This window comes from Mesorhizobium sp. WSM1343, assembly GCF_055901535.1.
This window is the reverse complement of record NZ_CM148370.1, coordinates 6,132,972-6,156,755: the sequence shown is the minus strand read 5'-3', so window position 1 is coordinate 6,156,755 and position 23,784 is coordinate 6,132,972. Positions and strand designations below refer to the sequence as shown.

The window sequence follows — 23,784 nt, the reverse complement described above, 5'->3', positions numbered from 1 at the left end:
AGCATGCCAATGATGGCCGTTCGGTAGGGCGATCTCTCTGCAAGTGACGAAACACCGGCCCTTGATCGACGGATCTCATGCTGATGACGGCCGACCTATGAGAGTTTCTTTGAGATTACGATTTCTGATCGGGTTCGCAGCAGCGAACAATAACGCACCCTGTTAGTTGGAGCGGCCTCGAGCCAGGCCCTATTCCTCTTCCTGTCATAATCAAAAAGGAGAACGAGATGTTGTGCCTAGGAGTGAGCGGCGGATTAGACAAAGTTTATGAAAACCGATTCGCGGTTCCGGACACATTTATGCACGATGGCGCTGCGGTGCTCGTCCGAGACGGACAAGTAATAGCGGCCGTTGAAGAGGAGCGCCTCAATCGGATCAAACACTCTAACAAACTCCCAATCGGGGCGGTTCAATACTGCCTTTCAGCCGCTGGGGTTCAGCTCAAAGACATCGATCATATAGCCTTCTATGCTACTGAAGACTATTGCAACGCCATGCTCAAAAACATGCTTGTTGACCAGCCAGATGCTGCCATTCCGCTGGATGCTAAATTGCTGGTGCAGAAGCTGATAGGGCAGGAGTTCGGTACCGAACTCGACGGTTCGCGCATCTCCTTCGTAAGTCACCATCAGGCGCATGCCGTGAGCGCATTCGCAATGTCGGGCTTCGAACAAAGCCTGATCTTCGCTATTGATGGCTCTGGTGATTTCCTCTCAGGCCTCTTGGCGGTAGGATCTGGCACCGACATTTCGCAACTGGCGACGTTCTCAGAGGATAATTCTCTCGGGCGGTTCTATATCGAGACGATCCGGTACCTTGGCTACGGCTTGTTCGATGAATACAAGGTGATGGGGCTTTCCCCCTACGGTGACCCGGTTCCCTATCGCGAGCTGTTTGAGCAGTTCTACGAGCTCTGCCCGAACGGTGGCTACCGCCTCCACCTGGACCGCATCGGTCCAACGTTGCTCCACCACATCCAGGTTAGGCGAAAGGGAATGCCGTTTACACAGCAGCATCGAGATGTGAGTGCCTCGCTGCAGGAAGCGCTGGAGCGGATTGTGTTTCACGTTCTGCAGCATCATCGTGAGGCCACCGGCATGCAGCGGCTGTGCCTGGCTGGAGGGGTAGCCCACAACTGTTCCATGAATGGCAAACTACTGTATTCAGGGCTTTTCGAAGACATCTTCGTACAACCTGCGGCGCATGACGCTGGGTGCGCATTGGGCGCAGCACTGATCGTATCTAATGAACTGGGCTGCCCCGCGCCGCGCAAGCGATTGCAGGAAGTCTATTGGGGTCCTGATCTCGGGAGCGACCGAATCGTGCAGCAGGAACTGGATGCATGGGCCGGGCATCTCGACGTCAAGCGCAGTGATGACGTGGCAAGCGATGCAGCCGACTGGATGGCTAGCGGCGCGGTGATCGGATGGGTGCAAGGTCGTTCGGAGTTTGGGCCACGTGCGCTTGGCAACCGCAGCATTCTTGCCGACCCTAGACCCGCCACGAACAAGGACCGGATCAATGCAATGGTTAAAAAGCGTGAAGGCTATCGACCGTTCGCGCCATCGGTGCTGGAGGAGGATGCCCACGAGTTTTTCGAGCTCCCGAATAGCTCGTGCGAATATCCTTTCATGAATTTTGTGGTTCGCGTGCGCGACTGCAAGCGTGATTTGCTGGGTGCCATTACGCACGTCGATGGTACAGCTCGGCTTCAAACAGTATCGCGCAAGGTTAATCCGGCTTACTGGGACGTCATCAACGCCTTCAAAGAGCGTACGGGTGTCCCGATGTTGCTTAATACGTCCTTTAACAACAACGCCGAGCCGATTGTGGATTCCGTTGCGGATTCGGTTGCCGCATTTCTCACGACCGAGTTGGACGGGCTTGTTGTCGGACCGTTCCTAGTCAAGAAACGGGCTGCAACGTTGGAAGATTGGACCGCGCTGGCGGTTTCATTGCCGCCCTATGTATCCCTCCATCAGGCCCGTACTTACACGGCGCGAGATCGCCAGGAGACAATCTGCGAGATCCGTATGACCCAGTCCGCTAGTGAGGGTATGCGTGTCTCGGAGGACCTGTTCGACCTGCTGATGCTCATCGAGGGCGAAGCCTTGCTTGAGGATCTCCTCAATTCATCCACGTCGGATCGGATTAAGCATGAAGGCCTCGTCAAGGAGCTGAGGCAATTATGGGAACAGCGCTGTGTTCGCTTGCATCCCTCACAAGCTGCTCGCGACCGTCACGATCTCGATAAATCTCGTGACGAAGCATAACCGGTCCGTAAATGACTATTTCCGTTCCATCCGGTCTTCCTAAGAGTTGTCTCGGTGCATTGGCCAGAATCGCGACCTCTCACGATTGGATCAAGCTAAGCCGTCGATGTTCGCATCTGCTGCTCCCTTATTATTCGGACGAGATGCAACATGCTTTTGGGTGACTCAATAATGGACCGATTCGTCGTGTCTCGACGGCGCACCGGCTTCGGTGATTGCCTGTGGTCTTTGGCGGCTGCTTGGTCCTACGCGCAGCGGACTGATCGGACACTCGCAATAGATTGGCGCGGCTCCTGCTACCTTGATGAACCTCTAAAGAATGCTTTTCCGGTTTTCTTCGAGCCAATTCAGGAGATCGCTGGCGTACGAGTCATCTGCGACGATCAGCTAAACGAGCTCTCATTTCCTTCGCCTTTCTTCCCCCCGTGGTGGAATAGGCCAGCGATGGACTGCGTTTACCGCCCAGATGAACAGATTCTACGGGAGCGGGAGGAGCTCCAGGAACTCTTCGAAGGGCAAAATGACAGTGACGCTAACACCGTGGTGTGCGATGCGTGCATGATGTGGCGCTGCGGGGAGGATGCCGAACGGCAGGTCTTTCAGACTATCAAGCCGAGGCCTGAGGTTCAGGCACGGATTGAAGCTTTGTACCAGGAGTACTTCAAGGAGCACAGCATAATCGGGGTACACGTCCGGCACGGCAACGGTGAAGATATTATGGAGCACACGCCCTATTGGGCTGACACGGAACTGGCGCTGGGACAGGTATGTGCAGCGATTGAGAAGGCCAAAGTACTATCGTATTCGAAACCAGTGCGGGTGTTGCTGTGTACCGACAATGCGCAAGTGGTTGAATATCTGTCAGGCCGGTTTCCCGACCTGTTCACGATTCCAAAGCGCCTACTGCCGGATCGGGGCGGCGCCTTACATAGTGCAGCACTTGGGATTGAGGGTGGTTTTTCTGCTTTGGTCGAAATGTATCTGCTTGGACGATGTGACACCGTGATCCGTTTCCCGCCCACTAGCGCCTTCTCGCGCTATGCCCGGCTCTTCGTGCCACGCGTAATCGAGTTCAAATTGAACGATCCGGCGCGTTTAATCTTGATTGATAAAACGCGCCAGACCATGTGCTAATATGTGGAGCGAGCGGTTGCTGTCGGGTCTAAGGGCTCGGCCAGAGGAGTTCGCTGTCCGCCAGGGTCGCGGATACCGTCTTTCGCACCACATTTGAGACAGCTTTGAGGAATTCTGCGCCACGACCAGATTTGCGGTCGCAAGTGGGCTTGCCATCACGATTGCCGCCATTTCGATAGAATTTGCAGGAAAGGGCTGATTTTGGACATCTATAAGCCTCCTGTGGGAGCAACACCAAGCACGGCTCCGCTCAACTAGCCGGCAATCAGTCGCGCAGCTGCGATATAGATGGTTGTGAGTGGCGCCTCGGCCGGGACTGGAGGCCGGCTCCTGAACTCGCGCAAAGCTCGTCCGCTTGCGCTCGTTAAACGAGGCGCTCGATTGTGACACCGTGGATTTCCGCTTTAGGGCAAACGTTACTTAATCCTGCCAGTGCTCCCCTGTGCCGGAGGGGCTTGCCGGAGAATTCCACAGCTGTGATGCTCAACATCCCTTGCCTGCGTAATCCTGCGGAGAGCACAATCCCAACAGAAAGCCGCGTTGACTAGAGCGCGGCCGGTCCCTCCTTATCGTCCCTGCACACAATTGAAGCCCGGTTTCGGCCGATATCCGGAGCTACCCTGGTGTCGACATATAGTCGGAGTATCCATCGTCTGGATGCGGGGCATCAGAACAATCGATTTTACGATGAATGAATGGCGTGAAAGAGATCGCTCGAGAGGGTCCCTCTGTGCCTATCGGCATGGAGCCTGTGAAGGTAGCGCTTATGAGCTTCAAACTGTCCGATCTAGGCCGAAACGATAGCGTCGCAAGTCGAAACATGGTCAGCAAATTTTATAATAACTCAGTGGTCGCAGTCACGGGGGGGGTCGGAAGTGTTGGTACCGAACTCGTGGCTCAACTGTTGGAGATGGATGTCGCCGAAGTAAGAGTGCTAGACCATAATGAGTCAGCGCTGTTTGAAGCCGAACAAAAGTACGCAAAAGAACCGCGGTTCAAGGCCTTCCAAGGTGACATTACGAACGAATGGGAAACCCTCAGGGTTTTTTCGGGAGTAGACTATGTATTTCATCTTGCGGCACTTAAGCATGTCCCCTCTTGCGAAAGAAATCCCTTTAGCGCGATTGACACCAATATCAACGGTATCAAGTCCGTGATTCGATCGTCACAAAGCAACCACGTAAAAAAAGTGCTCTTTGCGTCATCTGACAAAGCCGTAAGCCCCACAAACGTGATGGGTGCATCCAAATTGTTGGGTGAACGCCTCGTCGGTGCTGCCAATCATATGGCTGTTGGTCCCAACAATGGCACAGTGTTTGCCAATACACGTTTTGGTAACGTGGCGGGCACCAGGGGCTCCGTAGTTCCTCTTTTTTGCACCCAGTTGCAGTGCGGAGGTCCGCTTACTCTGACCGATGAGCGGATGACTCGGTTCTTCATGAGCTTGAAAGAAGCCGCCGAACTGTTGGTCGAAAGCATGGTTCACGCGCAAGGCGGAGACACGTTCATAACAAAGATGCCGGCCTTGCGAATTGCTGACCTGGCTGAAGTTCTCGTCGATATGTTGGGTCCGGTATTCGGTTATGTGTCAGATGAAATCGACATCAAAATGGTCGGCGCGCGGCCGGGTGAAAAGCTTTGGGAGGAGTTAAGTACAGACGAAGAAAGTCGTCGGCTCCTGGAAGGAGGTCGCTACTTGTGTGTTCTGCCAGCTGATAAGATTGCAGGGGCCGGTGTTGAAGGCACATACGAGGCGTTGAAATTGAAGCGGTCGGTCCGTGTCTACAACAGCCACACCGAGCCCAAATTGTCCAAGGCTGAAATCGTCGACTTCCTTCTGCTCGATGGTGTTTTGCCGAGTGAAGTGCGAGCCATGGTGCTCCCCAGGGTCCGACGTTCGCAGAGCGAGGCGGCATGAGAATTCTCGTTCTAGGCGGAGACGGTTACCTCGGGTGGCCAACGGCAATGCACCTATCTGAGCATGGCCATGAAGTGACAGTTGCGGACAACTATTTGAGGCGCCAGTTGAGTCGCCAAGAGGATTCGGAGCCACTGTTTGAAGTACCGAATCTCGATCGGCGAACGCAGCTTTGGAAGGCAAAGAGTGGCAGAGACATCAGGGTTGCCATAGGGGACCTTTGCGAGTGGGATTTCGTCGCCGAGCTGTTTTGCGTGCATCAGCCGCAAGCGGTGATCCACTTTGCTGAGCAGCCGTCAGCGCCCTATTCAATGAAAAATCGTAAGTCAGCCACTATAACATTCAAGAACAATCTCACAACAACATTTAATGTCATTCAAGCAGTTCATGAATTCACCCCCGAGTGCCATATTGTCAAGCTTGGAACAATGGGGGAATATGGTACGCCAAATATAGACATTGAAGAGGGTTGGCTAGAAGTAGAACATAAAGCTCGCAAACAAAAATTCCTATTCCCTCGGGCTGGCGGGAGTCTCTACCATACGACCAAAGTCCTGGATACCGATCTTCTTTGGTTTTACGTTAGAGCCTGGGGACTGCGGGTTACCGATCTCATGCAAGGTCCTGTCTACGGCCTGGAGACCGACGAGAACGCCGGATGCGAGGAACTGTATCCGTTCCTTAGCTACGACGAACTGTGGGGCACGGTGATCAATCGGTTTATGGTTCAGGCTGTGGCCGGTTGCCCACTGACCGTCTATGGGAAAGGCGGGCAAACACGCGGATATCTAAACATCAAAGACACCTTGCAATGCGTGCGTCTTTCTATTGAAAATCCAGCCTGCGCGGGTGAACTCCGTATCTTTAACCAGTTCGTCGAAACATTCTCGGTGAATCAGCTTGCCAGTATGGTGCAAAAGTCAGGCAGCCGCATGGGTTTCGAAGTACAGATAGATAATCTGCCAAATCCGAGGATGGAGTTGGAGGAGCATTACTATAATCCTGCACATACTGGTTTGGTCGAATTGGGTCTGAAACCTCACTTTCTAACCGATGACGTGCTGGACCAGATGATGCGGCTCATTCTGAAGTTCCAAAAGCAGATTAGAACAAGCTGCATCTTCCGGGGCGTAAATTGGGATAGCAGTGGCCACGCCTCTAGGACAACGCCCGACCCGAACAGCAGTAAGGCTGCTGCGGATCTGCTTTGCTCTAATTCGTAGACGTTGGCAGATGGAACTCTGTTGAAGTCTCGGCATGATAAGCTAAAAAATCCGCGATTTATCAAGAGACAATCAACGCAGAACGGGCGAGCACATTTCGGAGCGACATCGTCTGCGTCACGCCGCATCAGTTCGGCCAGCAAAATTCGCTCTGGCAGGGGAGAACATGCCGGAAGAGGCAGATTGGTTGCTGCCAGAGTCCTCATAATTTCGAATGTGGCTCAAGCGAAACGCGTGCGGCCGCGCCGATCGCTGAAAAGCCTACATGAAGGGCGGCCTATCGGGCCACCACTTGCATACGTTTTGAAAGGGACCCGCCTTCTGCCGCGGCAGCCCGCGGCTTCGAGCCGCGCTCGACCAATCGCTCGCGGCTGGTTTGGGCGCACAGGGCATGGAACAAGCTCGGGAATTTCGCATACCCGCACCTCGCATTAAGGAGTCAAATCAATATGGACCGTCGGAATCTGATGAAAGGGCTAGTCACCCTCGGCACATGCCCGATCTGCGCTCAAGCCGCGCGTGCGGCAAGCATTCATTGGGGATACGCGGGTCCGAAAGGACCGGAGCACTGGGGTGAACAGGATAAGAAAAATTTCGTCTGTTCCGCCGGCACGCAGCAATCACCGGTCGATATCAAGAGTCCGATCAGGGCGGACATTCCGCAGATTGGCATCGCTTGGCACAGGGGTGGCGGCAGGATGGTGAACAACGGCCACACCATTCAAGTCAATATGCCACAAGGCAGCACGTTGACCCGCGGGGATCGTGTGTACGAACTGATACAGTTTCATTTTCATGCGCCGAGCGAACACCATGTGGCGGGCAAGAAGTTTCCCATGGAAGTGCATTTCGTCCATAAAGACGCAGGAGGCGAGACGTTGGCTGTGCTCGGTGTCTTTCTGGCGCCAGGCGCGACAAATGCTAGCTTTGCTGGCTTTGCCGCAGCCTTTCCCGGGCGCCCAGGCGAGGAGACGGGCGTGGAGGACGTCGATCCCAATGGACTACTGCCTCCCTCGCTTGCGTACTGGAGCTATGAAGGATCTTTGACAACCCCGCCCTGCACGGAAAACGTTGACTGGATGGTGGCCATGGAGCCGGTCGAGGTCGACCCAGCAGATATACAGCGTTTTACCGAGCTCTATCCGTTGAACGCCAGGCCCATACGTTCGCCCAATCGTCGCTTCATCCTAGGCTTCGGCTGAGGTTCCAGCGACGTTCCGAATGAGCCGGCACAAACCCGCAGGGAGCCTGCGGCCTGCCCCAGTGGAACCAATTTATTGTTGCGGGGCAGCAGGCCTAGCCTAAATTCAGCGCTGCCGGGCCTACGTCAAGGCACTCTTGCCAATATCGGGTTGATCTCATCGGGCAGCACCAGATCAACGTGCCACCACCTGCATTCGGAATCAATTGCACCCGAAAGGCCCGACAAATCGGCTGTATGTCCCATGCGATCTGGCATGTCAAAAACACGAACAGGATGGAAACGAATCTCCATCCTGTCCGGTAGGGCCTACCAGTTCCGGCTTGGGTCTGAGTAAGTGAAGGGTATTAGGGCCTGTCCCACCTTTCTTACTCTGCGTGAACTCCGCCAATGGCAGCTGCAGACGTGTCTAATGAACTCAAGGGTGGGCCTTCTTGCAGGATCGCTTCGCCGGCGCCCGTGTTGCGGGCTCTGTCGGTTTGCAGCCGAGCCCCATCATCTTGGCCAAGGCTGATCGCGCCGCTGCTTAGTTCGGTGCGCGACCTAGGATAATCCGCCGGCAGACCCCACTTGGATCGGTATTCGTCCGGAGTCAGCCCATAATGAGTCCACAGATGGCGTTTTAGCGATTTGAACTTCTTTCCGTCCTCAAGGGAGACGATGTAGTCCGGTATCACCGACTTCCTGATCGGAACGGCAAGTTTTGTGGCGACAGATTCCTCTACGGCGGTGCTTCCGGCGGTGCCTTTAAGGGCCGTATGCACCTGACTTATCAGGGTAGAGCGATCCCCCGCGGGAACTGGATTGTTGGAGACAGGCGGAGACGACCTTGGCGGTGAGCTCAATGAGGTCGTCGATGTTAATGTTGGCTTCTTCTATCAAAAGAAATCTCCGGACGCCCTGACACAAAGTCGGCGAAGGATCGCTTCATGATGCTGGTTGCCGCCGAAAGCAATAAAGTGTGCGTGGGCTTGTCGCGATGCTGGTCCAGCGTCCTAGGCGCGAATACACCCATGGTGACGTTGATCCACTCGATCTTACTGGCTTTGCAGCTGCCGCTGCACGCTTACAAAACAGAACCTCCACGCAAATGCCGAGCTTCAGGCGCTGTCCAATTCGGAAAGCTCAAGGACAACCGCTGGATACGGTATGCGTGGGCTGACTGGCTGAACGAGGGGCGCTGGCAAGCTGAACGGCTCGCCGCCATTCGCGGGCGGGGCCGGCTGGAAAACTCCGCCAGTCGCTACAAACTCAATTTGGTGGCCCCCAGGTTACGCGATTGTGCAGCAATTATCAGAGTGCGCTCTACATACTCGCCACAAAGCATCATCGGCACACGATCGCCCCGGGGCAGGGGAGGTCCGGTAGAGTCTCTTCCGGCAATCATGTAATCCTTGGCGAAACGCGTCGGCTCTCTGAGGGCCGCTTGCCTCAGGCTGATGTTGTCGCCGTGCCGAGGTACTGACATTTGGTCGCCGCAGCAGGTTGCTATTCGGCAGAACGATCCAAAAGATCATTCGGCTTTTCATGGCCGGGCGGACATTTGCATTGAGCCCATACACGATCGTAAGCCGAGACGACGATTAGGCCATATCTGTGTTAGGCTTCGATTACCTTAGGAGCGCCGACTGTCAGAGGTTTGAGAAGCTCTCCTCCTCGATCAAACTGAACGCCGACGCCGGGTGCGCGTGAAGGCGTCCGGCCAAGGGGCGGTCATCAACAACGCTGTTGTATTTAGATATTCGCCTCAGTCGTCCTTTCACAGACGCTTGATCTGGATGTTGTATTTCCTGAGAACGTAGCCAATCTGCCGCGGTGTCAATCCGAGCAGACGCGCTGCCTTTGCCTGCACCCAGCCAGATCTTTCCATGGCTTCAATGACACGGTCGGCATCGGTCAGTCTAGCGCCATTGACGTAAGGTGCGCCAGTAGGAAACAACGGCGCCTGCTCGCCGAGACCAGACGGAAGTGCAGCGGCCGACGTGCTTGCCGTAGGGGTTAGCCCAGGCGGCTGCGCGATCTTACCTGATCCACTCTTCCACAGTGCGGCGGCACAGCCCTCATTCCCATAGCAGGCAAGGTCACACCTGGCGATTGATGGACCCGCCGCCAAGACGGCCGCCCGCTGAACGCAATTTTCGAGCTCTCTGATGTTGCCCGGAAAATCACAGTTCATCATGGCGTCAATGGCGCCCGGATCGAACGTCAACGTGCGACCGTTCTCTTCATTGAAATTCCTGAGAAACTGATCGGCGAGCAGTGGAATATCACTGCGCCTTTCGCGTAACGCCGGGACCAGCAACGGGACCACGCTAAGGCGATAATAAAGGTCAGCTCGGAATTCGTTTCTTACAACCGCCTCTTCCAAGTTCTTGTTGGTGGCGGCAATCACGCGCACATCGACCTTGAGTGTTTGGTTACTGCCGACGCGCTCGAATTCCTGCTCCTGCAGAACCCGCAGCAGCTTTGCCTGAAACGAGGCCGAGATCTCGCCGATCTCGTCCAAAAACAACGTTCCCTTGTCGGCGAGCTCGAAGCGTCCCTTGCGTGAGTTGAACGCGCTGGTGAAGGCACCTTTCTCATGTCCGAACAATTCGGATTCTAGAACTGTTTCGGGCAGCGCAGCGCAATTGAGTTTGACGAAAGGCCGCTTGGCGCGAGACGACAGCTCGTGAAGCGCCTTGGCAACAAGCTCCTTCCCAGTACCCGATTCGCCCCGCAGCAGAACCGTCGTCTTCGTCTGGGCTACAACGGCGATCTTTTTAAGGAGGGAGTGGAAGGCCGGACTCTCGCCGACCATCCCCTTGACGGCCACCCTGCAAGGTTCCCGCGCAGCCCGCCTTTGCAGCCGCTCCCTCTCCCACATCGGTGGCTTGTCGTCGCCGGCCGGCAAACGATGTGACTTGACTATTTTTGCCACCAAGATGGCAACTAGAGTGAGTACTTGGACATCGAAATCGAGGGCACACTTTGACATAGGGTCGAGCATACGGTCGAGGGTCAACGTCCCCACCACGTTCGCATCGACGCGAATGGGAATGCCGATGAACGACACTCCTGCGGAGTCAGAAGCTCCGAGAATGTCCAAGTCGGCGGCACTGAACGCCGAATCTACGGCTGCGTTTTCGGCTACGATCGGGGTGCCGGTCGCCACGATCTGGTCGATTGCATGCCGCGGCAGGCGTTTTCGGTCGGACTCGCCGCTGCTCTCGTCCCAGTCGCTGCCTATGGCGATGTCAAGTGCGCCGTCAGCACGGAAGACCGAGATGATGCAGTGCCGCATTGGCAAAAATGAGCGTAGTTGAGCGACTATTTTAGTGAATGCGACTTCTAGGCGATAAGAGGCGGTGACAACTTTGGATATCTCTAAAATCCCGGTAAGCGCGCTTTCGTAAGGCGGAACAGCAGAGACCGCGCCTTCCGTCTCGGACTTAATGACATTTCCGTTCGCAACTCCAAGTAATGCTTGGTATGGTTTCGTCTGCTTGGTGCTTTGTCCCAACTTGCCGATGTTGTGGTGCATGTCATCCTCGATGCCGCGCCTAATTAAAACCTGGCAGGGTGCACCTGCGGCGTCGCAGAGAAGCGCGAAAACCCTCTGACGTGAAGTTGGAGCGGCGCATGGTCAAATGCCAATCGGGCTGCTTGACGAATGTCTTGGCTTCCTCCTCAACCGACCAGCTGTTTTCAGTCCTCTGCCCAAGCGCATGGCACGTCGGGAACATTCCGGAGCGAGGGGGGATAGTCAATCGAGGCAACCTTCCATCTATGAAAGGAAACTCGGCACCGCAGATGGCATTCCACCATTTTTCTGGGCCGGATGACTCCGGGTCAGCAATGCCGCCTTCTCCGGGGCCGGCGCCGACCCTGCGATGTAATCCGGCTTGAAGTTCGTTCCGCCCATCAGAGGACCAAGACAAACGAAGCCGTTGCGAGAGCCGATCATCGGAGTTCTGAAGTTAGCGCTTCGTCGGTGGGGACGAAGTTTGTCAACCGCATCGCGCAGATTAGGGCAAGGACATCCTTGCCTCGCCTTGGACGGCGGCCGGGCGTATATTGTAAACTCCTTGCGTCAGGCTGCCAAGCTTGAAGCAATGACGCGATCCAGTTGGCAAGGAGGAGCCGGCCGCCCGCCGGCCCTTACCCTAGCGGCGCATTCACCTCTGGGACCACTAGCTCACGAGGCCGCTCCGACAGGACAGCGATGCGGAACCAATGAGTCGTCTGATCGCGGAGTATTAAACTCGGACGATCGCACAAGTGTACCGCATTCACGTCAGGACATTTCTGTGAAGCTCGCAGGCTGTCCATGATCAGCGGCGTCGTCCGGGACTCGCTGTAACGAGCGACTGATCTGCTCGTGGCGCCGCTCCAACAATAGTCCGCGCCACGGACCCAAGGTCGTTCACTGCGCTCCTAACCACAATGGCTGTCATAACCGTGACCGCGCCGAGCATGCCCGCGACCGCGATTCTGTTCGTGATACCCCAAAGCTGCCCTAATACTACCCAGTCCATGATGCGGAAAACGGCACCCTGCACCAGGTAAAGCAGAAGCGTGCCCTGACCAATTTCAACGGCTAAAAACCGAGCAATTCGAGATGAGCCAGTACGCCTCCATATCTCCAAGATTGCCGCCAGCGCCAGTGCGGAAGCTGCCGCTGATCCGGAAAACATGACAAGAACTTTTTTTGCTGAAGCCAAGTCATGAATCGAAACTGCATTAATGTATGCGTAAGTCTCCCGATCCCAGGCGATAAAGCACAACACCGTGACAATGCCAGTTAGGAGTGTCCAGATGTAGTACCGTTCCGTCACGACATGGCGCACCGAATCACCTTTCCACGCGAACAGAAATCCCACGCAGAAGAACGGATAAGTGTATCTCACCAGGGGGGCTATGGAGGATGTGATTGGCAACAACGCAAATATAAAGGCGGACCCTACAACGAGCCACGGCGAAAGACGGCCGAATGACATTAAGGCCTTGACGAGGGCAAAGGAAATAAATGTGGCCCATATGAACCAGTAGGTCCCAATGATTTCTTCCGACAAAAAGACAACTAGACCACCAGCCGCACTGCGCGAATTATGATTTGCGACGAGCCGAATTAGTGCCACTACGCCGCACCAAAATACCATCGGCGGCAACAATTGCATTGCACGGCTGACAACGCTCCCGAAAAAAGTCTTCCGTAATATTGAGCCAGAGGCTAAATATCCACTTATGGCCATGAATAGCGGCATGTGAAACATATATATAGCTTTGAAATATGGGGAGTACCAGAAGTAGGCATCGCTTCTATATACGACGCTTTGCAGAAGGTGACCCACAATAACCAGCACCATTAACACAGACTTTGCGAAATCGAGGCGCTGATCCCTGGCGCTTACATGGCGCGGTAGACGTTGAGCTGGTTCGGCTTCTCTAAGGTGCAAATCAGAACTCCAAATATTCGTCGAGCGGCGCAGTTCCACGGGATGCATTCCGACGTGCTGCTGTATATGTGCCCCGCCTTTGCAGGCTTCGCCGAAGGTAAGACCATTGCAACGACTCATTCAGCGCAAAATTTGCATGAAACGCGACTGCAGTGCCGCGCCACATGCAAATTCAGCACAGTCAAGGCGCACGGATACCAGAGTGCGCCGTTCAGTATCTACCTACGGGTTTCCCGCTGCGGAGAAAGAACTCACGGGTCCCTGCACTCCACTCAACGAGTTTGGCGTTCCCCACCAAGCGTAGCCGAGATTGTCCAGCCATATTCAAGGTTCGCCTTACGTGTTTGCGGCATTTAGCGGCGTTCGCCTTCGTCACGTACCGAGCGGTCACCTTCCCAAGGAGCAGAACAAGCGCTGGAAAAAGCCTGCGGCCTTAGCTTGAACCTGTCCGATTGGGGCATCTGGGAGGGCCGAAAAGGCTTAGCTTTTTGCGAGTGGTGTCCGCACAATGTCCACTCTAAAAGGCATGAACCTCATCTTCTAAATCTTTCCTAGGCTAAAGGCGCAATTTGCGCTTTCAAACCCGTGCGTTCGCTCCCCGCATCGACGGACCCCATGACTGCAAGCGATATGCTGATCGCTTGTTCCAGGCAACCGGCCGCGAGCGACAGAAATTGCCTCTCGGTCAAAGCCATACATGGACTGTGCCCCACCGCTGCATCTGGACCTCCTCCCTATGCGACGTTTCGCAAAGTCTGTGAAATCGATTGTTTCAATGACAGGCATTCAGGTTGCGGATATGTATGACCGATGCGTTTCAAGGGCCTTGATCTGAACCTTCTCGTCGTGCTCGACGCACTGCTGACTGAGCGAAACCTCACGGCGGCGGCGACCCGCATTAATCTGAGTCAGCCGGCTATGAGCGCGGCAGTCGCCCGGCTTCGCCATTTCTTTAATGATGAACTGTTTGCGATGAGCGGCCGCGAACGGGTACTGACGCCACGCGCGGAAACACTCGCCCCTGCCGTTCGGGATGCACTTCTGCACATCCAGTGCTCAATCATTTCTTGGGATCCGTTCACCCCCGCTCAATCCGATCGCCGCTTCAGGATTCTTCTTTCCGATTTCGTTACGCTCGTGTTTTTGGAAAAGGTAGTGGAGCGTGTTGCACGTGAGGCACCCGCCATCAGCTTCGAGGTATCCCCACTGGACGATGACCCTAACGAGCTACTCCGCCGTGGTGACGTCGACTTTCTTATCATTCCGGAATTGTTCATGTCGGAGGCTCATCCAAGAGCAGCCTTGTTCGAGGACACACTCGTGTGCGTGGGCTGCCCGACCAACAAGAAACTGCCGAGGCAGCTTACATTCGAGAGATACATGTCAATGAGACACGTTGCGGTCACGTTTGGCCGGACATTCAAACCCTCGATTGAAGAACGGTTTCTCGTTGAGCATGGCCTAAAGAGACGTGTCGAGGTGGCTGTGCAGGGGTTTAGCATGATTCCGCCGATGGTCTCGGGCACCCCTAGAATAGGGACAATACCCTTTCGGCTGGTTGACCATTTCAAAAAAAACTTCCCCTTGCGCATCGTAGAGCTCCCGCTGCCGCTGCCCGTATTCACCGAGGCCGTTCAATGGCCGTCACTTCACAATAGTGATCCGGCAAGTATCTGGATGAGACAGACATTGTTAGAAGAGGCCTCCCGGATATCTCCCTGTGACCCCTCAGGACGTCTCAGGCGCTCATAGACTGCTCGTAGGTGAGCCAGTGAGTCACTGGAGGAAGTTGGTCAGGTGCCACCTTCCGCATCGGCGGAAATGGAAGACGCCGGTTCGCTGCCGGAACGGCTGGAGCGCTATGAGGCCGTGTGATCCGCGAGACACTTGGCCGCAAGATGGCGATGTCCGGCGCACGATCGAGGCACTCGGTATCCCGCGCAAGACCTTCTACGACAAGCTGCAGCGGCACGGCATCGTACGCAGCGATTTTTCCAAAGGGTTATAGCCTATGGCGCCCGATGCAAATCCGGACCGTTAAGACTATCCAGACCAACATGTCCCAATTGACCCGCCGCGACAGGGTACTCGGCGCCTTACCCATCCGACCTCGAAGAATCGAGCAGGCTTTCCCACATGGAATCAGTCGATGCGCCTGGACCAATAAGCGCCTCTGCTAAGAGGCTTCGCGCGCACATACAGAACCCTAATCTTCCAAGGGACTACCACCTGGTGGAAGCCCTGAACTGTAGTCCAGCGCCAGACAAAATTTCCCACCCCTGCGCGCTTCGTCAATCTCCGCCTCGCGGACATCCCGCATCCATTCGGACGAATTCGCGCTACCGGTCGGGCTTTGCAGCACATCTTTTGGCGGCGGCGAATTTATCTTCTGTCTTGGGCGCGATCACGTGACATTGAGCATCACCAACCGGTCATGATCGCGCTTTGTGGCTTTGCAGAACACACGACCGTGATCCCGGGATGGGAACCACTCTGTGTTCCGCCTCGTGCACGAGCCATTCCACCACACCTTTGCCGGGAGGTCTTATTCTTTCTGACCGCCTGGAGCACATTTCTGTCATGGGCGGTCTCAATCGCAGGCACTCGACGGCGCAATAGATTGTCGGGCCACAGATGTCAGCGCGTTCGTAGATGAACGTGAGTCGTCGGCATTGTGGATGCAGAACTGGCCAGAGAGGCGATCCGCGGTGCCGATCATCGCCCGTCCCCCCGCGGAATCGCTTTCGTCGTGACCTTCCCCACGAGAACTCGGCCTAGGAGCCGTCTCGCGCGCCGTAGCGGAGAAGTTGATCTCGCCGTCCGCCACGCCTTTGAACGTCAGATGCGCTTCTTCAACGAAGTCCAGGAATCCATGTCTCAGATACCATTTCGACCGTACGCCAATGGTCACCTCGTCTGGCGGGCGCTTTCAACAGCTTGCTAGGAGCGTCGACCGCCCGGTTTGCGCGGAGTGGCCATGAGAGAGGCTTCCTGCAACATTATGTCCCGCATCCAGGTACTCGCTGGATCGCCGTTGTGAACGGCCGGCCACTGGACGACCTCAGTGAATGCGGGAAGTGGCAGCGGAAGTTCGACGATCTGCAGAGGGAACCGTGTTTCGAAATGCTTGACCAGCCGGAAGGGCATCGTCGCTATGCGAGCTGTGCCTGATACCATTGGCGGGATCATGCCATAGGCCTGTACGAAGACCTCCACACGTCGCTTGAGACCATGCTCAAGCAAAAACCACTCCTCGAGGGAGGGCCTCAGCGTCCGCCCGACCCTGGCCGCGACGTGCTTCATCGACAGATATCGTTCGAATGAAAGCTGGGCCGGCAGCTGCTTGTTCGTAGGGCAGCCCACGCACACGAGCGTGTCGTCGAACAGCGCCACTTTTGGGTGGGCACTCGACATTAACGATTCCGGAATGATTAGAAAATCGATATCACCGCGCCGGAGAAGCTCATCGGGGGCATCGTCAAGAGGCAGCAATTCAAAGCTAACGGCGGGTGCTTCGCGTGAAACACGCTCCACGACCTTTTCCAGAAACACGAGCGTGACGTAATCGGAAAGAAAAATCCTGAATCGGCGCTCGGATTGAGCTGGGTTGAACGGATCCGAAGAAATGATCGAGCACTCGATGTGCAAGAGAGCCTCGCGGACTGCGGGGGCGAGTGCTTCCGCTCGCGGCGTTAGAGCACGTTCGCGGCCCCTCATCGTAAACAGTTCATCGTGGAAATAATGGCGCAATCGGGCGACGGCCGCACTCATGGCCGGCTGACTCAGATTAATGCGGTCTGCCGCTGCCGTGAGGTTGCGCTCGCTCAACAGTGCGTCAAGCACGACGAGAAGGTTTAGATCAAGCCCTCTGAAACGCATATTTTCTAATATCCATAGAGTGAATGCGCTACATGCAAGAAATCAATTTTACCGATTTCCCAGAATCTCGCAATGGACGAGTCTGACGTGCACAGATCGCTTCCACTGCGTGAAGAGTGCCTTAATAAGAGCTCGAAGAAGGAAATCTCTCAATTGCGCTGGAGGTTATGTTGGGAAAATGAGTTGGAGCTGGCCGACCATGTCGAACTCGCTGAATTTTTCCGAAACACGTATCAACCGACCGGGGCCTCGAACGGAAAGCTATTCCAAGGCGCTCGTAGTTGGGCTCGGGCAAGGCCCGAACTGCGGGCAATCGGCTACGACTCCCAAGGGGTAGCGGCCCACATCGGATTGTTGCGCCGCTTCATCAGGATTGGTGAAGCTGATCTCCTGGTCGGCGAACTCGGACTGTACGGCGTGCGCCCGGATCTTGAGGGACTCGGTATCAGCTTTTCATTGCGGGCCATGCACCCAGTACTGCGCCAACTTGACGTTCCATTCGCGTTCGGCACGGTTCGGCACGCGATGCGGAACCATTTTGACAGGCTCTGCCGAGGCGGCCTTGCGACCATAATGCCAGGGGTTCACGTACGTTCGACCCAGCCTGAAGTATATCTCGACCTGCCGCCCACGCGCGTTGAGGACGTCCTCGTCGTGGTCATGCCGATCTCACGGCCCATCAGCGAGTGGCCATCCGGAACCCTGATAGACCGGAATGGCCCGGAGCTATGAAATATCTCGACCACGTTAGCGAACTGCAGGCACCCTACGGTTATGGGACAGGCAGTCCGAGGTCTATTTGACGTCCCAAGCCTTTTTACACTTCGCAAATTCTCGATCTGCTGGTCCGCGTCGGCTGCTGTAGGGCTGTGCCCACTCGGCTGACCGGCGGCGATTCATCCGTATCTATCATCGTGTGGTTGCAAGGCGAGAGGTACTGGCCACCCGCTACGTCGAATGCAAGCTGGAAAGGAACAAAATGACAGATCAACTCACAGCCGAAATCATCGCGATGATCAAAAAACGGGCCGCATCGGAGGGGATCACGCCCGCGCCAGGGGGCAAGGAGATGACGAGTGCCACGTTGCTGACTTCGCTTGGCCTTGATTCACTGGCAATGGCTGACATGCTCTGGGACTTAGAGCAAGCCTACGGTATCAAAATCGAAATGAACACGGCCGATGCCTGGGCAGATCTACAGAGTGTAGGAGACGTGGTGAAAGCTGTCCGCGGCTTGCTGCCGGGGGAGGCTTGAATGGACGGCCGTGTCGTCATCACCGGAATGGGCGGACTGTGCGGACTGGGATCCGACGTTGCCTCCATTTGGACGGGAATGCGTGAAGGTCGCTCCGCCATCGGCCCGGTCCTAAAATCCGAGCTTCATGAACTGAAGGGGGTTATAGGCGCCGAAATAAAAGCGCTGCCGGAACACGACATCAACCCTAGGCAGCTCATATCCATGGACCGCTTCAGCCTCCTGGCTGTGCTAGCAGCGCGCGAAGCCATGAAACAGGCCGGACTTTCCTGCGAGGCAGGAAATGCCCTTCGCTTCGGGGCGGCAGTGGGAGTCGGCGTATGCGGATGGGATGCGATCGAGGAAAACTACCGCGCCTTCTTTCTGGGCAATGCGTTCCGTGCTGAAACATTAACTGCGGTAAAGGTGATGCCAAGCGCAGCTGCCGCCCATGTCAGCATGAGCCTCGGCCTGAAAGGGCCGGTCTTTGGCGTCACCTCAGCTTGTGCTTCCGCAAATCATGCGATCGCCTCCGCAGTGGATCAAATCAAGCTCGGTCGCGCCGACGTGATGCTTGCCGGCGGCGCGGAAGCGCCCTTGATCTGGGGCGTCGTGAAGGCTTGGGAGGCGCTGCGCGTGCTTGCGTCGGACACCTGTCGGCCCTTCTCCGCCGACAGGAAAGGTCTGGTACTAGGTGAGGGTGCGGGCATAGCCGTTCTGGAACGCTATGAGCACGCGAGGGCGCGCGGTGCGACCATACTCGCCGAGATCGTCGGTATCGGCCTTTCCGCCGACGCCTTCCACATCGCTGCGCCAGCTGTAGAAGGACCTGAGATGGCGATGCGCGCCTGCCTTGCCGATGCCAAACTGAACGCCGAGGACGTCGACTACCTCAACGCGCATGGCACTGGGACCAATGCAAACGACCTCGTCGAGACGGCGGCGATTAAGCGCGTCTTCGGCGAGCATGCACGTACACTCTCCATTTCCTCGACCAAGTCCATGCATGGGCATTGCCTCGGCGCAGCGAGCGCGATTGAAATGATCGCCTGTGTGATGGCGATCTGCGAGAATGTCGTGCCGCCGACGGCGAATTACCGCGAGCACGATCCTGATTGCGATCTCGACATCACCCCCAATGTAGCACGCGAGCGCAAGGTGCGCACAGCTCTGAGCAACGCCTTCGCAATGGGAGGCACGAACGCAGTTCTGGCATTCGGGCAGATATAGTCACGAGACAGTCGGTTCACCTAGGGAGCGGTCGGCTGCCTCACTCGTCCTTGGCGAGCGCGTGCCGTTCACTTCTGCGGGATGTAAAGCAGCCACTGTGGTCCGATCATCCTATTGGGCTCATCGGAGTCAGCCACCGTAAACCCGCCGTCACGGGCCGCCCCTGGAATGCGTAAACCGGATGGTTGCTCTACCGCCGGCCCGCAAGATTTATGCGGGATCTGAGAGTGGTCGACTCAACAGACTGAAGGGCATCAGCATAGCTGGAGTATCGAGCAATTTGGGCTACTGCGGGGCGGCGTTGCGGGGGGCTCAGCTGCTCCGGCGGTGAGCTGGCTACATGGCAGGACCCCCACTCAGCTGGGCAGCCCAGGCCCGTCCCGGCTCCCTTGTGGATGTGCTCTTCAGTCGTGATGTCCGGGGATCATGTCCTTTTTTCAATGCTGGACCACATAAATCGCTCTAAACTGGCTGTTTGCAGCAAGCCAGACCGCCAGTATGTGACTTGCAGCGCAAGGAGTTCCTAATATTCGGCGGCGCGGTCGCGCTCGGCGTGGGCCTCGCCCTATCCTAGCGCCCTGCTACATAATGATCGGCCCGTGGGCAGCTCCCATCGAGGCCCGTTTATCTGTGGGAAACTGGCAGCGTTAAGCCCTGCGCCGGTGCTATCATGTTTCAGCCGGCGCCGCGGCCCCGTTAGCCTAAGCTTCTGATAAATGAACGAAAAATAGTGTGAACAGAACCGGGGCAAGTTCAATTGACTTGCCCCGGCATGCCGATCATTTCGGCTCATAAATGAACCCACAGAACAAGCCTGTCAGTCGGAACGACGGCCGGACTTCATAGAAGGAAAGCGACGCCATGCGCCAGGCACCACTCAGCTTTGCACTCGACCAAATGGCGGCGCCCGGATTGGGCGTCATGTCGTTCTTCGCGCTCGCCCGCGAGCTCGGTTTGACCGAGGTTCAAATCCGGCGTGATCTCTGCACCAACGCAAGTGCTCGCGGCATGTCGACAGCCGAGATCAGCTCTGCCGCCATTGAAGCGGGGGTTACGATTATCTCCGTCAATGCCTTACAGCGCTTCAATGACTGGACTCCCGCCCGCAAGGCCGAGGCGTGCAAACTGGCCGATTATGCGGCGGCCTGTGGAGCCAAGGCGCTCATGCTAATGCCTGTCAACGATGGCTCGTGCCCTGCCAACGATAAGCGCCAGGACAATCTTCGCGCCGCCTTGAAGGCGCTCAAGCCGATCCTTGAGGCGCGGGGTCTGATCGGACTCATCGAACCGCTGGGCTTCCAGACTTCCTCGCTTCGATCGAAGCAAGAAGCGGCCAAGGCCATTACCGCTGTTGATTCCCGGTCCGTTTTCCGCATCGTGCACAACACGTTTCACCACACGCTGGCCGGGGAGACATTCTTCTTCTCCGACCTGACAGGTCTGGTGCACATATCAGCGGTAAACGATCCGACGTTCTGGATCTACCCGGATCGCCTCCTAGGAGGTTTTGATAATGGCAGTCAAATCCAGGCCCTGCTTGACGGCGGCTATTCAGGACCCTTCTCAGTTGAGCTTGTCGAAGAAGTCCATGCGCTTGATGACTTCGCAGGTCCATTTGCCGCCAGCCTCGATCTGATCCGACATGGCATATTGAGGTGCGCTATCTAAGGCGAGCGTTTTCAACATGTGAGGGTGCCGCCTTTTCCCACGGCGCCGGCTCGGCTATCGGTGCCAGCTGCTTTGTAATGGCAGCGTAACAAAGAGTTCATCTCGGGGGCCGCGCCGCGAACCGCTGATATTTCTGACAGCGAAGAGGTGAACCTCGGCACCGTCACCGCAACCGGTTCGCCAACTATTTCGAAAAATTGGCCATCGTTCAACCTGAAATCATCCGACCTGGCAATTTCGGCCAGCTGCGCGACCGAGCTCCGGAATGTTCGATCCCGGAACACCAGATCCTACATGCTGTTAAGACGCAGGTGGTGCCACACCCCTGCACATCTGGAGGGCATCTGTGCGTTAATGCCTTCATGGGTAGCGGAGACACAGCTTGACGTCACGCAGGCCGCGACGTGTTGCCCAGGAGCTCCGTCCAGATCAGCTCGGCCTCGGACGTGCCAATCCCATACCAGCGCCTCGCACCGGTCCGTCCGCGTTCACGCCGACAGCGACGAACCATCCCGACGCCGCGCCCGCGGCCGATCGGTCGGTCCACAGATATTGCCGGTAGCCCTCAATTGGGCCTCCAAGCAACCTTGTAAGCCCGCCGTCGATCTATTCGCACAGCCGGCTGACCTGCCGCTCTTACACATGGGCTTTTGACCAGATCGCCGACGCCTCCGTCCACTTGGAGGATCGGTGCGGCTTTCATCAGAATGGCATTGAGCTTGAAAACCGAGTTGTGAACATCCATTGTTGGAGCAGTCGGGCCATTAACGGATTCTCTATTTTCTTCCTCCGCTACTCACGCGAGAGCTGCTACTGGTGTTGGGGATGTGCTCCGACAGCCCTGGCTCGTCCATTAAAACATAGAGCCGGCGCCAAGCAGATCCGCTGTGCGCCGGCTAATTAAACGGGAAATTTTCATCGGAACATCTCAACATTCAAGCTCCAAAGAACATTCCGCAGCCTGAGAATCAGAGGCCTAACTTCTCGGGGTGAAACGCAGCAGGCGCGCTGTTCGCGTATTCGCTCTCGTGCAGCGCAGGCCCTGCAGCGCTGGGCAAGCATCTACTCTGTGAAGATAGAATTGGAACATGGAAAAGCGTCCCACAATTGCCGATCTCGCCCGAGAAGCCAGGGTGAGTGTGACTACAGTCGATCGGGTTCTCAATGCTCGCCAGCCGGTCCGGGAGGAAACTGCGCGTCGCGTTTACGACGCCGCCCTCGCCATCGGGTATCATGGCACCGGTCTGATCAAACAACGCCTCCAACATCATCTGCCGCAATATCGGCTGGGGTTCGTTTTGAGAAAACCCAACCACCTCTTCTATCAAGATTTCGCGCGCGAAGTCGAATCGGCGGTCAGTTTGGCCCAGTCCTTCCATGGCGTTGCACGCATCGAATATACCTCGTCAAACATGCCAGAAGAAACCGTCAGTCTCTTGAAGGACTTTGGCGGACGCTGCCATGCTCTCGCCATGGTTGCGCCGGACCACCCGAAAATAACAGCGGCGGTCGAGGAGCTCAAGGCGAGGGGCATCCCGGTTTTCTCGCTACTTTCCGACTTTGCGGCCGGCGTGCGCGAGGGCTACGTCGGCCTCAACAATCGCAAGGTCGGGCGAACGGCTGCTTGGATATTCTCCAGGGCCGCAAAGCGACCTGGCAAAGTGGCGGTAATGGTCGGCAGCCACCGGTTCCTGGGGCAGAAGCGCCGCGAACTCGGCTTTCGCTCCTATTTTCGTGAGAATGCTCCCGGGTTCGAGGTGCTCGAAACACTTGTAAATCTCGACAAGCGGGAGATCACATACGAGAAGACGCTGAACCTAGTGCAGCGGCAACCTGAGCTCGTTGGCTTGTATGTAGCCGGCGGTGGTATGGAAGGCGCCATCTTGGCGCTCCGCGAGCAGGGCACAGACCAGAACCTCGTGGCCATTGTTAATGAAATCACACATGAATCAAGGGCGGCGCTCAAAGACAACATCATAACGATGGCGGTTGGTACACCACTGCGCCGGCTTTGTGAGGAGCTGGTGACGTTGATGGCCAGGGCGATCGAGACTGGAGCTTCGAATACACCCGGACAGACAATCCTGCCGTTTGACATCCACCTGCCGGAGAACATATGAACTCATAGACTTCCATCAGCCAGCCCATTTCCCTTCCACAATGCGCTCGCTCGTTGAGTGCCGCGGCACCGGATTCCGGCCTGTAAGGAAAGCCAGCCGACCCCAACAGCATTGCTGCTCATCGGTATGGTCTCAGGCCAAGAATGCGCTAGCTACAGCTCACCATCAAAGCCACGACATTTTAGCACAGGCCAGCATCCGCTTTGCCGGTCTGTGAGATGAGCAGGCCGCAGCTGCACCTACAGGAAAACCGTGGTTGCGTGACAAGGCTCGCGGAGGGTGAACGAGCATGAACCACCTGATGGTCGCTCAGGACAGTTTCGCCGAAAAGCGGCTCGCTCCTCTGAGGCTAGGGCTCGCCCCGAGACGTGATCCCCGGATCTACTTAGCCTCGGGCGCGCAGAGCCGTCCTTGTCCCCACCCCACGAATCTTAATTGTCGAGTTTGACAACCGGCTCTTCAAAAA

Annotated in this window: 14 protein-coding genes and 2 pseudogenes; 12 read left to right on the top strand and 4 right to left on the bottom strand. The window is 56.3% G+C overall.

The window, feature by feature from the left end:
• Positions 1-227: 227 nt before the first annotated feature.
• The 5 genes from AC0NIL_RS29875 to AC0NIL_RS29855 all read left to right on the top strand — a co-directional run bounded on the left by AC0NIL_RS29875 (position 228) and on the right by AC0NIL_RS29855 (position 7,750).
• Complete coding sequence (locus AC0NIL_RS29875; protein ID WP_473573181.1) at positions 228-2,273, top strand: carbamoyltransferase family protein; 2,046 nt, start codon at positions 228-230, stop codon at positions 2,271-2,273.
• A gap of 150 nt (positions 2,274-2,423) precedes the next feature.
• A complete protein-coding gene (locus tag AC0NIL_RS29870; RefSeq protein WP_473573180.1) occupies positions 2,424-3,407 on the top strand; it encodes a nodulation protein NodZ in 984 nt (327 codons plus the stop codon).
• Positions 3,408-4,173: 766 nt separating this feature from the next.
• Positions 4,174-5,325 (top strand): polysaccharide biosynthesis protein, encoded by a 1,152-nt coding sequence (locus AC0NIL_RS29865; RefSeq protein WP_473575058.1) that lies wholly within the window; start codon positions 4,174-4,176, stop codon positions 5,323-5,325.
• The gene (locus AC0NIL_RS29860) at positions 5,322-6,548 is read left to right on the top strand and encodes an NAD-dependent epimerase/dehydratase family protein (RefSeq protein ID WP_473574385.1); all 1,227 of its coding nucleotides are present in this window, start codon (positions 5,322-5,324) and stop codon (positions 6,546-6,548) included. The genes AC0NIL_RS29865 and AC0NIL_RS29860 overlap by 4 nt, the downstream gene beginning before the upstream one ends.
• Before the next feature lie 449 nt (positions 6,549-6,997).
• Positions 6,998-7,750, top strand: a complete 753-nt coding sequence (locus AC0NIL_RS29855; RefSeq protein WP_473574384.1) for a carbonic anhydrase — start codon at positions 6,998-7,000, stop codon at positions 7,748-7,750.
• A 417-nt stretch (positions 7,751-8,167) separates the two neighbouring features.
• Here AC0NIL_RS29855 and AC0NIL_RS29850 read toward each other — a convergent pair.
• From AC0NIL_RS29850 to nolL, 3 genes and pseudogenes are all read right to left on the bottom strand, one after another.
• Positions 8,168-8,631, bottom strand: a pseudogene (locus AC0NIL_RS29850) (Ros/MucR family transcriptional regulator).
• 877 nt (positions 8,632-9,508) lie between these two features.
• Positions 9,509-11,272: a nif-specific transcriptional activator NifA gene (gene nifA, locus AC0NIL_RS29845; protein WP_473574382.1), complete on the bottom strand. Its 1,764-nt coding sequence runs from the start codon at positions 11,270-11,272 to the stop codon at positions 9,509-9,511.
• Between the two features lie 790 nt (positions 11,273-12,062).
• Complete coding sequence (gene nolL, locus AC0NIL_RS29840) at positions 12,063-13,187, bottom strand: nodulation factor fucose acetyltransferase NolL (RefSeq protein ID WP_473575064.1); 1,125 nt, start codon at positions 13,185-13,187, stop codon at positions 12,063-12,065.
• 810 nt (positions 13,188-13,997) lie between these two features.
• On the opposite strand from nolL, the gene AC0NIL_RS29835 reads away from it, so the two are divergent.
• Positions 13,998-14,939: a LysR family transcriptional regulator gene (locus AC0NIL_RS29835; RefSeq protein ID WP_473573894.1), complete on the top strand. Its 942-nt coding sequence runs from the start codon at positions 13,998-14,000 to the stop codon at positions 14,937-14,939.
• Between the two features lie 81 nt (positions 14,940-15,020).
• Positions 15,021-15,195, top strand: a pseudogene (locus AC0NIL_RS29830) (helix-turn-helix domain-containing protein); the annotation flags it as partial.
• A gap of 932 nt (positions 15,196-16,127) precedes the next feature.
• Here AC0NIL_RS29830 and AC0NIL_RS29825 read toward each other — a convergent pair.
• Positions 16,128-17,066, bottom strand: coding sequence for a LysR family transcriptional regulator (locus tag AC0NIL_RS29825; RefSeq protein WP_473573895.1), 939 nt, complete (start codon positions 17,064-17,066; stop codon positions 16,128-16,130).
• Between the two features lie 72 nt (positions 17,067-17,138).
• Between AC0NIL_RS29825 and AC0NIL_RS29820 the strand changes: the two genes are divergently transcribed.
• The 5 genes from AC0NIL_RS29820 to AC0NIL_RS29800 all read left to right on the top strand — a co-directional run bounded on the left by AC0NIL_RS29820 (position 17,139) and on the right by AC0NIL_RS29800 (position 23,318).
• Complete coding sequence (locus AC0NIL_RS29820; RefSeq protein WP_473573896.1) at positions 17,139-17,798, top strand: NodA family N-acyltransferase; 660 nt, start codon at positions 17,139-17,141, stop codon at positions 17,796-17,798.
• Positions 17,799-18,045: 247 nt separating this feature from the next.
• Positions 18,046-18,321 (top strand): acyl carrier protein, encoded by a 276-nt coding sequence (locus AC0NIL_RS29815; protein WP_473573897.1) that lies wholly within the window; start codon positions 18,046-18,048, stop codon positions 18,319-18,321.
• The gene (locus tag AC0NIL_RS29810) at positions 18,322-19,530 is read left to right on the top strand and encodes a beta-ketoacyl-[acyl-carrier-protein] synthase family protein (RefSeq protein ID WP_473573898.1); all 1,209 of its coding nucleotides are present in this window, start codon (positions 18,322-18,324) and stop codon (positions 19,528-19,530) included. It begins immediately after the preceding gene.
• 861 nt (positions 19,531-20,391) lie between these two features.
• Positions 20,392-21,198 (top strand): TIM barrel protein, encoded by an 807-nt coding sequence (locus AC0NIL_RS29805; protein WP_473573899.1) that lies wholly within the window; start codon positions 20,392-20,394, stop codon positions 21,196-21,198.
• Positions 21,199-22,286: 1,088 nt separating this feature from the next.
• Positions 22,287-23,318 carry a LacI family DNA-binding transcriptional regulator gene (locus AC0NIL_RS29800; protein ID WP_473573900.1) on the top strand — a complete coding sequence of 344 codons (1,032 nt, stop codon included), beginning with the start codon at positions 22,287-22,289 and terminating at the stop codon, positions 23,316-23,318.
• Positions 23,319-23,784 lie beyond the last annotated feature (466 nt).